Below are 13,920 nucleotides of genomic sequence, written 5' to 3' on the forward strand. Positions count from 1 at the left end.
ATCAGGGTCACAGCCCTCAGGGTGGATACTATTTACCGCGGCTCCCGGTGGACCCTGGTAGCTAGCCAGAGTCCGTGGACAGATACAAGGGTGGATAAGGGCGATAGCCCGTCATCCACCGCTTGGCTTCCTTTCCACGCTACGTCTTCTGAAAATCGATCACTATCTTAAACGTCACAGATCTTGATCGCCGCTTTCAATGACTCAACCTTCTCCTCATCCGTCGCCCGCGCCGGAATAAATTCCTGGGCCACGTACCCTTTGAAATCCACCTCCTGAATGGCCCGCATGATTGCCGGATAGTACAGCTCCTGGGAGTCGTCAATCTCGTGACGTCCCGGTACCCCGGCGGTGTGGTAGTGGCCGAAATATTGATGGTTGTCGCGAATGGTACGGATGATGTCACCTTCCATGATCTGCATATGATAGATATCGTAAAGCAGTTTGAAGTTTGGTGAATCCAGCCGCTTACACAGTTCAATACCCCAGGCCGAGCTGTCACACAGATAATCGGGATGGTCCACCTTACTGTTGAACAACTCCATCTGCAGCACAACGCCGCGCTTCTCGGCCTGTGCCAGAACTTTCTTCAAGCCTGTGACGGCGGCTTTCAGACCATCTTCCGGGTCCATGCCCCGAGCGTTACCGCTGAAACAGATCAGGTTGGTGTAACCCGCGTCGCTGACCAGATCAATGTGCTTACGATAGCTTTCGATCAGGGCACTGTGGTGCTCGGCATTACCAAACCCTTCCTCAAGGCTAAGCTCGGCACCGTTACACATGGACGAGTCCACCCCATGCTTTTTGAGAATGTGCCACTCCTTGGGGCCGATCAGGTCGATGGCCGAAAAGCCGATTCGTTTGACCAACTGGCAGAGTTCCTCCACGGAGAGGAAATCGTAGGTCCACCGTGCCACCGAGTGGCGAATATTACCCTTGAGCTGATGAGATTGTCCGTGGTGGTCGGCCAGTGCCCGGGGTCCCAGAGCGCTCAGGCTGGTAACGCCAAAAGCGCTGGCGACGGCACCGCGCAGCAGGGCGCGGCGGTTGAGAGAGTCAGTCATGGTTACAGTCCTCTTATGGTTTTGTTGTGGTTACCCCTCAGCGGCGCTGAAGCGTAATTTTCTGAATCGGATTGACCGAATTGTGTTCCTTGTGTCGCTGAATAAGACGGTTCAGCTGGAAGAGGGAGGTCAGCATGCTGTTCATGGCCATCAGGTAACCCCGTTTCTGGAGTTCCAGCAGTTCTTTGTCAGACAGCGACGATAACCTGTCCTGATCCAGTGTGTACAGTCCTTCAAGAGTTCGGCTCTTACCGTCTTTGTACAGCACGGTGATACTGATGGGCTGAATGAGGTTCAGCCCATTGAGGTGTTGGCAGAAAGCCCGGGTGGCCGCAGCGCCGGAGAGGTCTTCATGCAGGGCATTTTCGATTGCTTTGAGATAGTCCGTCGGCTGGCCTTGATCGTCGTAAAGTCCGGCTCCGGAATCCGAAAGGTCTTCAGCCCGAACCGCGAGGCTGACGCCTTCTGGGCCGTCGGCTCTGGTGAGCCGCACCGGGTAGGTCCGAATGGACAAAGGCGTATAGACGCCCTGCCATCCCTCATCACCCACAAAAAGGTTGGATTCCGGCTCAAGGGACGTCAGTGCAGTGATATCCCATTCTCCGAACTGGGGGTCTTTGGTGATCAGCACCGGAAAACAGCAGCCCGCGTTTCCGACCTCGGGAACCCTTAGTCGAACCACCTGGGCCTGGCGAAAATCATTGATCGCGCGCCGGGTATCTATAAACCGGTGCTTATGCTCTGAGGGTGATAGTGGAATCAATGTTGACATTGTAACTCCGGGAATCGATGAGTGTTCAGTCAGGCGGCCTGGCCCAACCAGCGGTCGATCAGGTCGCGGTGGCTCGGCAGCGAATCCAGAAGCTGCCGGGTAAGCTGTTGATTGCGGGTGAAGACCTGCTGGGCCAGTCGCTGTTGATCATACAGCCAGGCCTGACTGGAGAAGTCGGGTCTGAAGCCCATGCCATAAAGAACATACTGATAGCTGGCGGCGGGGAACAGCTCCAGAGCGCTGTCAAAGTCCGCGGTCTGGGGCCCACGGGTTGCCCAGACCGCAAGATCCTCCTTAAGGCTGTCGGGAATGCTGGCCGGGTCCCGGTGCGCCTTCCAGTATGACTCGGGGCGATCGTTCAGCATGTAGTGCAGCTTCAGGAAATCGATGATTCGCTGCCAGCGGTAGGNCATNGCCTGNTTGAANCGNTTCTCCATGATGGCCATGGTGTGGCGGTCGGCCGGCAGNTTTTCAGAAATGAANCGGGCCGACAGNTCAACCAGCATGATGGCGGTGGCTTCCAGGGGCTCGACAAATCCGGCGGACATGCCGACNGCAACACAATTTTTNTTCCACCAGCAGGCCCGGTGGCCAGANGAGAACTTGATGACTCTGGAATCTGCCTNGGACTCGCTCAGGTCAAGATNCTGACGCAGGGTAAACTCGGCTTCGTCTTCGCTGATAAAATNACTGGAAAAAACATGGCCTGTGCCGCGGCGATGCGTCAACCCGATATCCCANATCCAGCCGGCCGCTTTGGCAGTGGCCAGGGTGTGGCAGGGGATGGGACTGCGCTCGTCCGGGTANGGCGCCTGTACGGCAATNGCGCGATCATTGAACAGGATNGAATCCATCGGCTTGAAGGGAACACCCAGNGCCTGNCCCAGGANNCTGGACGCAAAGCCCGTGCANTCGACAAAAAAGTCTCCTTCCAGTTTCCCTGTCTGCTCCAGGGTGATNGCGTCGATAAATCCNTCNCTNGACAGGGACACGTTCGACACTGTGTCAACGAGATGATGGACTCCNAGTTNNTCCGTGGCGTGTTGCTTGAGTAGCTCGGCGAACTCGCCGGCATCCAGGTGATAGGCGTAATTGCAGGGNCCCTGNAANTCGGGNTCCGTCAGGGNTCTCGGCCCCAANCCCGCCTCACAGATGTGATGTTGAAAATTCGTTTCCGGNGCAAAGTGAGTCAGGTCGTTGATNTANGGCGCCAGATCCAGCCGCTCATAGGCGATNGGNACNGTGAACGGATGGTAGTANGCATCGCCGTTTCCGGTGTGCCAGNCGATGAACTTTCCGCCCTGCTTGAAGGTGCTGTGGCAGCNGGCNAAAAAGGTTTTTTCATCGATNCCNATTTTCTGCAGCGTGTTTTTCATGGTGGGCCAGGTGCCCTCGCCCACNCCGACGGTNGGTATNTCGGAAGACTCCACCAGTGTCACCTTCAGTCCGTCCGGNCGGTGACCGTTATGATGGGCGGCGATCATTGCGGCNCTNAGCCAACCGGCGGTGCCTCCNCCGACGANAACAACGTGACCAANGCTTTCCGTCATGATGACTCTTCTCCTGGCTTATCGTTATGGTTTTAANNCNCNTGCAGTTTCAGCAAAAAAGACCCGACAGCATGATTGCTGCCGAGCCAATCAGACACTGAGCTTTCGCTTCAGAAGTCTCCATGAACCTCCGGCGTCCCTGCCGGACTCACCGGTTTAGAAACGGGCGCGCAGACCGACCGAGTAGCGAGCGCCGGTATCAAAGACCGAAATGATCTGGTCTTCCTCACGGCCGCGGCTGACCAGCTCTTCTTCGGTGACGTTCACACCCTCAAAGTATACCGAGAAGATGTCGTTCACGTCGTANCTCGCGCTCACATCCCACTGGCCGTAGGTGTCCACCGTAAGCGGCTCGCTGGCGGGACCATTGTTGATCGCCTGCAGGAACTGCTCCCGGTTGTTGAACGCGACCCGAGCCTGGAATGGGCCACGCTCATAGAACACTACCGCATTCTGCGAGTCGCCGAGACCAATNAGGGCGAAGGTCTGATCGCGATCCTCAGATAGTTGCGCGTTACTGTCGGTTTTGGTGGCGTTCAGTGTCACACCAAAGCCATTATCCCAGAGGTGTGTCCAGGCCAGTTCCAGACCGTTGACTTCGGCGGTCTCGGCGTTGCGCGGACGGGTAACCCTCAGGGTTTCAGACAGACCGCGCAGTTCGTCGGGAAGCCCTTCGTCGGCAGCAATGTCGGCGCACTGGTCAGTGGCGCAGATGTTGTCCGGTGTCTCTGCGCGGTCGGCCAGGGTAAACTCTTCATCCGCAGCGAGGGTGACAATAAAATTCTCCACCTCTTTATTGAAGTACGCCACGGACAAATANCTGGCGTCACCGTAGTACCACTCGTACGAAATGTCCCAGTTNTCNGCGGTAAAGGGTTTGAGGTTCGGGTTGCCGCCTGACGCTGTCAGGTTCTGCAAACGAGGCTGGCCGATATTCAGCGCCGGAGACAGCTCGGTCAGGGTCGGGCGAGTAATGGTTTCATAGCTTGCAAAGCGCAANACCATATCGTCCTGAAGATCGATTTTGGCNTTGATGCTGGGCAGCAGGTTGGTGTAAGAGTTGCTCTCGGTGACCTCGGTCGGCGAGCCCTCTACGGTCTCAAACAGCGTCGGGTCGCCGGTGGCGACGATATCGCTAAGAACCGTTTGCACGGCATCGACCGACGTGGACGTTTCGGCATAACGGGCACCGACATTCACTGTCCAGGGCAGATTCATGACATCACCTTCAAAGGTGAAGTCCAGATACAGGCTGGAGATATCTTCCCGAACGGTATAGCGATCGTCATTCACTGTCAGCTCAAACATGTTCCCATCCTGGAGGGCCTGCCAGGTGGTGCCAATGTCGTTGCCCCGCATTTCGTCGTTCTCGTTGGCCTTTTCCTCGGTGAGCATTACGTCGTAAAGCTCCCAGTTGTCAAAGGTCCACCAGGTATCCTGAGCGCCGGGGAAGAAGCTGGGTGCGGTGAATTTGGTCATCAGCTCTTCGGGAGCGGATGCGTAGTAACCGCCATACAGGGAGCCGTTATCNACACCCACTGAGTAGTAGGCTTTTTCCCGNTCCTGGCGGTAGGCACCGAAACGCATTGAGGTAAAGCCACTGGTATTGTAGGGCGTGTATTCAAAATCCGCGCGAAGCTCGTTGATCTCATCCTGGCTGTTGGGGCCACCGGGAGAACCAACATGCATCTTCATGATGGAGCGATCCGGGATTTCACTGCCGTTGTAGCCTTCATGGTTGGCCAATGGGCGTCCGGAGCTCAGATCAAAATCATAAGTGTTGATATGACCGATTACGCCGAAGTTCTCTTTCCCGGCCATATCGTTCTCGGCATCCGAGTAAGACNCATCGAACTTGGCCACCAGCTCGTCGGTAACGTCCCACTCCACATTCAGGCCGAAGGCGTTGAGGGTGACGAACTTACTGTCCCCGTGGTTGACCACGAAATCGGTCGCGGCGCGGGTGTCTTCGGTGCCGACGTTATTCATGTAGGTGACGGTGCGGGTTTCGTTGTTGAAATCGACGTCCGTGACCCGGTTGGGCTCNAACCAGGCGGCCAGCGCGTTCAGCTTGGCGTCGACTTCATAGTTGGAGTGGAAGCCGTCGAAGGTGACCGTCACATCATCGGAGGGCGCGTACTGAAGTGAAACGTTCGCGTTGGTGCGGGTCCGCTTCTGTTGCTCGGTACGCATATCCAGGTTTCTGGGCGGCGTTACGTTGCCCGCCTGCAGATCGCCCTGTTCGTTGAACAGNTTCAGTCCGGGCCGNTAACCGGCGGTGAACAGGGAGTTGACGTAGTTCTCCCGCTCAGAGTGGGACACCGCCAACAAAACCCCCAGGGTGTCATCGGCAAAGGTATTACTGATCAGGCCCGATACGGTCGGGTAGGTTTTTTCATTCAGGCTCTCATAGGTGCCTTTGANCGAGCCGAACATTTCCAGGCCNTTGAAATCAAACGGTCGGGCNGTCTGGACATCAATGGCCGAGCCGATGCCGCCGGANGCCATGGATGGNTTNCTGGTTTTGTAGACNTTCACGCCGCGAACCAGNTCGGCCGACAGNGTGTCAAANCTNAATGCNCGGTCCTGGTTCTCGGTCGCCATCTGCCGACCGTTGACCATNACNGTATTAAAGGAGGGACCGAAACCNCGCACGGTGACCGACTGGCCNTCGCCGCCACTGCGGTCNATNGAAACGCCGGTAATCCGNTGCAGGGATTCGGCCACGTTGGTGTCGGGAAATTTACCCATGTCNTCGGCNGANATNGCGTCNACCACGCCGGANGAATCCCGNTTGATNTCCATGGANCGNTCGAGNGAGCCNCGNATCCCGGTTACNACCACTTCTTCAAANTTGCCGTNGGCGGCGTCCTNGGCAATGGCNTGAGCGCCTGCCAACGAAGACATGGCCACGATGATAGCGCTGGATAACTTATTCTTTTGTAGCATTGAATCTTTCCCCTTAGAGTCGTCATCGGTGCGGATAAAGAGCTTGCCGCTGCCGCTTACGGAGAGATTCAGTCCAGTGCCTTCAATCAGATGGAGCGCCGCTTCCACAATGGTGTAGTNACCTTGTAGCGGCTGGGTTTTGATATTCACCACCTGCTCGAACGGGACAATAACAGTCATATTTGACTGTTGTGCAAACTCCGTGAGCGATACGTCTGCTCTGCTTTCAGAGATGTTGAATTGTGCGGTTTCCCCCAGACGNGACGCATCCCCAGACGCATGAACTGCGCATGTGATCAGCTGGGTCAGCAGCACGGTCGGTGTTATTTTCAATTCAACGNTCTCCCCAACGGATCAGCTCCGTTGTATTACAGTGACGAACGGGTTGGTGTTTTCCGCTACAGGGTTCTGTATTTGTATCCGGTTGCGTGTTTGTTCAAAAGGGAGTAAAAGACGCTAAGGTCTTGTCTGCCGCCAGGAGTGGCGCATAATCCCTTGACGAGTATATAGTCTCATTTGCGGGTCCGCGAATGGGCCTTGGTGGTACTATAAAATAAGATGAGTGACTTTTCCCGTCGGATTCTGCCTGTGTTCAATTGGCCCGCTTTAATGGTCATAAAAACCATAAGGAATGGCTTGGTTGACCGCTCCCGAGTGGCGCTGCTGGTGCTTCTGTTTGCCGCTGGCGCAACGGCATCGGAACGCCAGTCNATAGTGCTNGCCCCCGGTTTGACGCTTCAGCCCCCCAGCGCNCTNTCGCTTGAGTCCGTCAGNAGTGATGCNGCGGACGNTGCGCCGGTGTTGGTCGGGTATATCGAGGGGGCGCCGGGNTATTTTCTGGCGGCCGACAGAGTCACCGGTAAACAGCGTGTCTCGGTGCTCTGGGAAAANCTGGAAATGGAAATGCGCGGCCGCGCAGATGCGCGTTCAATCGAGGTGGAGGACCGGGGCATTTTCCTGACCCAGAGCGAGGCGAAAGTCTGGTATCGCGNTTANCGGTACCGGCTGGATGGGGTCAANCTGCGGCCGGTGTACTATTTGCTTCGGCAGGATGATCAGAGTTATTGGCTGACACTGACTACGGCGGATGGCGTNGATCTGGAAGTGGTCAAGCCTATCGTCGATGTGATTCTGAAGCGNNTNNTCATCAGTNGNNAGACGGGCCGNNACTGAGCCNNNGCAGTNAAGGCCCGGCGTAACCGGGCCTCGANNGNATTACTGACAGCGNTAGATGGAGAATGTCTGGCGNCCATCCTCAGGCTCNCCCTNNGGCACGATGGTGTCGCCACCCAGNCGNANNGCTTCNTTNTTNCCCATGTTCAGCAGCTCGGTCGCCACTTTCTCTTCGCTGCGGCTGATNGGCCCGATNCTGTCGGCGACGCTGACGTTGGTGTCGCTNAGCTTCTCGCAGCCGCGCACGTTGGCCTCTTTGCCGACNACGATGTCTTCGGCTTGNTCATNCACTTTCACCCAGGTACAGGCGCTGGCCAGGCTGGCCATCAGGATCAACAGNGATAATTTTTTCATGGAGGTGTCCTCTAGCAAAGGGTAAGTGTCCGTTTGGNGCCGGTGAGACCACGTGGTGGCGGGTTGGGTTCCNGCGTTGTAGGGCATCTTATACCAAAGCCGGNGGTGGCGTCACAAGCGACTGGGCCGCAACCCTGANGGTTGGCGGCNCGGAGCCCGGAGNGTGGAGAGGTTCAGTGTGCCGGCTGTCGCCANGCNATCAGGNCCAGTGCCAGGGCGGNGAGCAGCAGGCCGGCGTTGATGCCCGGCGCCGCACCGGNGAANGCATCGGCGCCGAANCGCAGGGCGTGNCCCAGCGCNAGCAGCACCAGGCCGGCGCTGGTCAGCCCCAGCAGCCANCGCTTGGTGGGGGGNTGCCGGTCGCGCCATTGCGCGAGGATCATGGCGGCCAGGATCACGCCCCAGAAAATCCACTTGGAGGGCCACTGGAGCAGCACCTGGGTNATGGCGCTGACGACAAACGCCAAGGGNGTACCCCAGACAATGCCGGTCCAGAGGTTGTTCAGGGCATCCCGGTGTTTGCGTTTNGCCANCCAGATATTGATGCCGCTGACNGANACCACNGTCAGCGCCAGNCCNAGNGCCACCCAGAGCAGTTTCACGCCCAGGCCGCCAAAGTGCCCAAAGTGGATGCGATAGACCGAGAATATCGCCTGCCGCCCGGGTTCNCCGTCGCTNAANCCCACCTTGTTNAGGAAGTTGCCCGCGCCGTCGTAGTAAAACTGCTCGGCATAGATGAGTCGATCCGGGTAGTGAGTGCCCACCAACAGGTGCTCCTCGTCGGTATCCGGGTGCTCAACGGTGACGTAGATGGGGCGGGTGCCTTCCGGNGCGCGCNCNATGCTGTCCTGCAGGACGCGAGCTATGCCCAGAGGGCCCTCGCGCTCAGGCAGGTTCTCCGGGTGNCCNCCGTACACCGTCTCAATCACCGCNTCGGTATCACCGTCGTAAAANGCNTCNGCCGCNNCCCAACTGAGCATGNNGGCGAGACCGTAAAAGGCGCCGGTCACGGCAATCATGATGTAAAAGGGCAGCCCCCAGACGCTCAGGCGGTTGTGCAGGTCGGTCTGCTCCAGGCGNGCGTTGCCCTTGNGNCGGAAGTGAAAGGCATCCTTGAACAGTCGCGGGTGGGCCAANACGCCGGANACAATCAGNGCCAGCAGCATGGCGCCCAGCGTGCTCACCAGCACCATGCCCCAACTGCTCGGCAAGTGCAGGTACAGATGCAGGTCGGTCAGNATGTGNGTCCAGGGGTGTGCGGCGGGCTCCCCCAGGGTGCCGTCGGCATTGAGCACCCGNGCGCTGTGGTCGGACATCAANACNGTGCGGGGCATGCCGGGGCGGGGCAGCAGGACGTAGGCGTGCTCGGTGGGCTCCTGGCCCTCCATGAAACGCTGGTAGGCGCTCTGGATGGCCTCGGGGTTTACCTCGGTGTATTCCGACACCGTCGGTGTCTCCCAGCGCTCGAACTCCGGATAGAGTACGGCCAGCGTGCCGGACAGGCACACCCAATACATCAGCGCGCCGATGGCGATGCCCATCCAGCTGTGGCTGGCCAGGGAGTTTTTTACCAGTTGGGGAGANAGTCTGAAGGCCATAGGAGNGCGTCGTTATAGAAGAAAGAGGTAGCCGGCGCTAATCACGCCGGTCGCGATCAACGCCAGNGTCGGGCGCCAGAGTCGGGTGTCGGCCAGCACCCAGTAGCTGGCCAGACCCCAGAACACCGGCATCATCAACACCCCGGTCACCAGGCGGTTGACCGCNTCCCAGGGCAGCAGATCGGTGACCGTAAAGCTGAGCAGGGCACTGACAAGACCCGCTAGAGGCACACTGATCACCAGTTTGAGCACCTGCACACCCAGTAACGTGATCCGGGGCCAATTCAGAGTCCGCTGTTCCAGTTTGGTGTCCCGCGCGGGCTGTCGGTCCGGGCTGACCCAGCCGATCCAGAGCCAGGCGAGCAGGGCCGGGACGGTCAGGGCGAAGCACACGGCAAACTCCACCGGCTGGGCCCAGAGCCAGGCAATCAGTGACAGCATCAGCAGTATCCAGCCCAGACGGCGCCAGTGCGTCGGCTTGGGCAGGGGCAAACGCCAGCTGCGGTAAAGGCTCAGTACACCGGCAAAGCCGGTGGCGGTGGCCAGGGTTCCCAGTATCCAGCTCATGGTTTAAAACTCGACCGAGGCGGACAGAACCAGGCTGCGCGGCTCGGACAGCACCAGGTAGTTCGAGCCCGGGAAGCCGCCGACGGAGGCCCAATAGTTTTCATCCGACAGATTGTTCACTCGGGCTCGCAGGGTCAGGCCCCGTCCGTCCCACTCGGTCTGATAGCGGGCGCCCAGGTCCCAGCGGGTCCAGGCGGAGGCACTCACGGTGTTATCGGCATTGGCGTACTGATCATCGGTGTGAATGATCCGGGTATCCAGGGTCAGGCCGGGCAGGACGGTCAGGTCCCACTCCAGGTTCAGGTTGAGTTGGAATTCGGGTACTCCCACCGCCTGCTTGCCGTCGTAGAGGCCGCCCTGGGTCTGAGTCTGTTCACTGTCCAGGAAGGTCAGGCCACCCAGCACACGCATTGTGTCCAGCGGCTGGCCGAAAGCGCTCAGCTCCAGCCCTCGGTTGCGCTGCTCGCCGTTAACGGAAAACCGGTTGTTCTCCACATAGCCGCTGGGCAGCGCGGTATCAAACAGGCTGATGCTGCCGCCGTAGGTGTCGGCGTCGTATTTGAGCCCCACTTCGATCTGCTCGGCCTGGTAGGGCTCGAAGACTTCGCCGGCATTGTCGACCGGCTCACCGCCACTGGTGGCCGGGGCCACCTCGCCGGGCATCAGGCCCTCGATGTAGTTGCCGTACAGGGACACCTGGTCGCTGGGCTGATAGACCACGCCGGCGACCGGGGAGAGACGACCTTCGTCGTACTCCGAGGTCAGATTGCCGCTGGTGTAATCATAGCTTCGGGTGTGAATATCCTGATAGCGGGCGCCCAGCGTGACCAGCAGGGTGTCGCCAAGCAGCCCCAGCATATCGGCCAACGCGACACTCTGATTGTCCACCCGCTCGGTCACACCGGGGGCGGACAGATCACCGCCGACAAAGAAGTCGGGGGCGGGAGGGGCAACCGGTTCGGGGTTGTACAGGTTGCCGGAAAAGCCGGCAAAGTCTGAGAACGCATAAGCGTTTCGGGACTCGGAGGAGAAGTCCGTTGCCGACCCCACCAGTCGGTGGCTGACCGTGCCGGTCTGGAATTCACTTTTCACGCCGATTTCGGCGGAGCGCACAGAATCCTCCCGCACGTTATCAAACCGGTAGGTACTGGTGTTCCCTTCAGCGTCGCTGTTGGGGTTGGCCAGAATGTTGTCTTCCTCCCCCTCTCGGAGCCCGGCGGCGGCCCAGCCGGTGATGTGGTCGGTCAGGTCATACTCGGCCCGCACCACACCAAACAGTTGTTGTTCGTCGGTGTAGGTCCAGGGCTGGGCGAAATTGCGGTCCGAGTCCGGTGCCTCGGGCAGCTCGCCGGTGGGGGTCACACTGGGGCGGGGCGCATCAATGCGGTGATCCTGAAAACCCAGGTCGGCGGACAGGCGCAGGCGATCGCCCCGATAATCGGTACCGATGGCGGCGAGGGTCAGTTCCCGCTCCTGGTTCTCCACAGCGGTCTCGCCGTCCCGACGAACCAGGTTGGCGCGCACGCCGGTTTCCTGCTCAGCCCCGAAGCGTTCGCCGAAATCCAGAGCGGCGTAGCCCTGGCTCTGGCCCTCAAGGCCGAGCGTTACCCGGCGCACACCGTCCTCCGGCGCCCGCTTGGGTACCAGATTCACCGAGCCGCCGATGCCACTGCCACCGGGCGCCGCACCACTTAGGAAGGTGTTGGCACCGCGAAAGACTTCCACCCGCTCCAACAACTCCGAGGCGACGTACTGCCGGGGCAGTATGCCGTATAGACCGTTGTAGGTCATATCGTCGGAGAACACCGGAAAGCCGCGAATCACATACAGCTCCTGGAAGTTGCCAAAGCCTTTGGCCACCCGGACCACCGGGTCATTCTGGAGCACGTCCGCCACGCTGCTGGTCTGCTGGTCCAGCATCAGCTCGGCGGTGTAGTTGGTACTGGTGAACGGTGCATCCATCATGTCCAGGTTGCCGAACACGCCCACCCGGCCGCCGCGGGCCACCTGACCACCGGCATAGGCTTCGGGCAGCAGCACCTGGGAGCCGTCGGCGGTAATGACCATCTCTTCAATCCGCTCGGTCGACCCGGTCTGCGCCAGTGACGGCGAACACAGCGCACTGGCTGAAATCAGCAGGGAGAGCGATTTGAGGTTAAACAGGGACGACGAAGGATTGCGCATAGCGGGTTCGGTTCCGGAGAGTCATTGAGCAAGAGGTGTTGAATAAGGCGCATGATAACGAGATAGTTTCTCATTTACAATAAGATTTGTTTCCAGTGCTGGGTTGCTTTGTCATCAAGGCGGAGACTGCTGCCCAAAAAGCCCGACGGGTCCATGTAAATTAGTGTTAAAGCGCCTGTCGGAGTCGTCTGGTGTGCGGTGTCTGGGCGTAAAATCGAGGGCTTACCCGACGATCCCCCAACGAGCATGCACCTGATGAATAAACTCTTGGCGATGACCCTGTTGATTCTGTCTCTGTTTCCGGCCGGCGTGGCACACAGCCAGTCCGGTGATCCGGGGGTCGTCGTCCAGACCGTGGTTCAGAAACCGATCCGCAACCGCATCGAGGCGCTGGGTACGCTGCGCGGCAATGAATCCATCCACCTGACCTCCAATGTCACCAAAACGGTCACCCGCCTGAACTTTGAAGACGGTGAGCGGGTAGAAAAGGGCCGGGTGCTGGTGGAAATGACCAGTGCGGAGGAGATTGCCCTGCTCGAGGAGGCGCGCACCAACGCCGAGGACGCGGAGCGGCAGTGGCGCCGGGTGCGTTCGCTGGTGGATCAGGGGGCGGCGTCGCAATCCATGTTGGACGAGCGGCAGCGCGAATATCATTCGGCCCAGGCCCGCTACAACGCCCTTGAGGCGCGACTGGAAGACCTCCGGTTGCGTGCGCCCTTCGACGGGGTGGTGGGGCTGCGCAATATCAGCGTCGGTGCTCTGGTCACCCCGGGAGATCTGATTACCACGCTGGTGGACGATCGTCAGATGAAGCTGGATTTCACCCTGCCGGCGGTACACCTGCAAGCGGTGGAGCCGGGGCTGGAGATTCGCGCACGCAGTCGGGCCCTGGGTAACCAGCTGTTTGAAGGTGTGGTATCCAGTATCGACAATCAGGTGGATCCGGTCTCGCGGTCCTTTATGGTGCGGGCGGTGCTACCCAACGATGACGGGCAGCTCAAGCCCGGGTTGTTGATGACGGTGGAGCTGTTCACCCGCGAGCGCGAAGCGGTCATGGTGTCGGAAGCGGCGTTGATGTCCGAAGGTGGCGGCCACTATGTGTTCGTGATCGTGAACCCGGACAGTGAGCCGGTGGCGGAGCAGCGCCCCGTCAAAATTGGGCAACGGTTTTTTGGGCGAGTGGAAATTCTGGAAGGCCTGTCGGCGGGAGAAAAAGTGGTGACCCACGGGTTACAGAAAGTGCGCGCCGACCAGCCGGTGGTCATTACCGCCGAAGACAGTGGCAGCGACCCCTTACCCGAATTGCTCAATCAATCCCAATAACCGAGGAGACACGCCATGTTGTTGTCCGATGTCTCCATCAAGCGGCCGGTGTTTGCCTCGGTCATCTCCCTGATCCTGATCGCCCTGGGCCTGCTGGCCTACGATCGATTGACGTTGCGTGAATACCCGGATATCGATCCGCCTGTGGTGTCCATTCGCACCAACTACCCGGGCGCTGCGGCGGCGGTGGTGGAAACCCGTGTGACCCGACTGCTCGAAGACCGGGTGGCGGGAGTCGAGGGCATGGAGTACATCGAGTCCTCAAGCGAAAACGGCCGTTCGGATATCACCATCCGCTTTAATGTCGACCGGGACATTGATGCCGCCGCCAACGATGTGCGTGACCGGATTTCCCGCGCCCTGAACAATCTGCCCACCGAGGCCGA

General features: G+C 59.3%; 9 protein-coding genes. 2 read left to right on the plus strand and 7 right to left on the minus strand.

Annotated elements, in window-relative coordinates:
- Positions 1–167 precede the first annotated feature (167 nt).
- The 7 genes from CMG77_RS11775 to CMG77_RS11805 form a co-directional block, all read right to left on the minus strand.
- Complete coding sequence (locus CMG77_RS11775; protein WP_286807092.1) at positions 168–1,064, minus strand: hydroxypyruvate isomerase family protein; 897 nt, start codon at positions 1,062–1,064, stop codon at positions 168–170.
- A 37-nt stretch (positions 1,065–1,101) separates the two neighbouring features.
- On the minus strand, positions 1,102–1,836 hold the full coding sequence (locus CMG77_RS11780) for a SapC family protein (protein ID WP_286807091.1): 735 nt from the start codon (positions 1,834–1,836) through the stop codon (positions 1,102–1,104).
- A gap of 29 nt (positions 1,837–1,865) precedes the next feature.
- Positions 1,866–3,386, minus strand: coding sequence for a tryptophan halogenase family protein (locus CMG77_RS11785; protein ID WP_286904579.1), 1,521 nt, complete (start codon positions 3,384–3,386; stop codon positions 1,866–1,868).
- 156 nt (positions 3,387–3,542) lie between these two features.
- Positions 3,543–6,515 carry a TonB-dependent receptor gene (locus CMG77_RS11790; protein WP_353743488.1) on the minus strand — a complete coding sequence of 991 codons (2,973 nt, stop codon included), beginning with the start codon at positions 6,513–6,515 and terminating at the stop codon, positions 3,543–3,545.
- Between the two features lie 1,035 nt (positions 6,516–7,550).
- Positions 7,551–7,949 (minus strand): DUF4156 domain-containing protein, encoded by a 399-nt coding sequence (locus tag CMG77_RS11795; RefSeq protein ID WP_502691885.1) that lies wholly within the window; start codon positions 7,947–7,949, stop codon positions 7,551–7,553.
- Between the two features lie 86 nt (positions 7,950–8,035).
- Positions 8,036–9,460, minus strand: a complete 1,425-nt coding sequence (locus CMG77_RS11800) for a PepSY-associated TM helix domain-containing protein (protein ID WP_286904582.1) — start codon at positions 9,458–9,460, stop codon at positions 8,036–8,038.
- A gap of 570 nt (positions 9,461–10,030) precedes the next feature.
- Entirely contained in the window at positions 10,031–12,211 is a 2,181-nt protein-coding gene (locus CMG77_RS11805; protein WP_286807080.1) for a TonB-dependent receptor, read from the minus strand.
- Between the two features lie 255 nt (positions 12,212–12,466).
- Here CMG77_RS11805 and CMG77_RS11810 point away from each other — a divergent pair, with 255 nt between their 5' ends.
- Positions 12,467–13,534 (plus strand): efflux RND transporter periplasmic adaptor subunit, encoded by a 1,068-nt coding sequence (locus CMG77_RS11810; protein ID WP_286807079.1) that lies wholly within the window; start codon positions 12,467–12,469, stop codon positions 13,532–13,534.
- A gap of 15 nt (positions 13,535–13,549) precedes the next feature.
- Positions 13,550–13,920 (plus strand): efflux RND transporter permease subunit (locus tag CMG77_RS11815; RefSeq protein ID WP_286904584.1); only part of this gene is annotated, 371 nt, incomplete at its 3' end.

It is taken from the genome of Marinimicrobium sp., assembly GCF_002695945.1.
In the GTDB taxonomy this organism is placed as follows: domain Bacteria; phylum Pseudomonadota; class Gammaproteobacteria; order Pseudomonadales; family Cellvibrionaceae; genus Marinimicrobium; species Marinimicrobium koreense.

Bases quoted from the DNA above. Each gene is read 5' to 3' on its own strand.
- CMG77_RS11775 (WP_286807092.1), bottom strand. From the start codon at position 1,064: ATGACTGACTCTCTCAACCGCCGCGCCCTGCTGCGCGGTGCCGTCGCC.
- CMG77_RS11780 (WP_286807091.1), bottom strand. From the start codon at position 1,836: ATGTCAACATTGATTCCACTATCACCCTCAGAGCATAAGCACCGGTTT.
- CMG77_RS11805 (WP_286807080.1), bottom strand. From the start codon at position 12,211: ATGCGCAATCCTTCGTCGTCCCTGTTTAACCTCAAATCGCTCTCCCTG.
- CMG77_RS11810 (WP_286807079.1), top strand. From the start codon at position 12,467: ATGAATAAACTCTTGGCGATGACCCTGTTGATTCTGTCTCTGTTTCCG.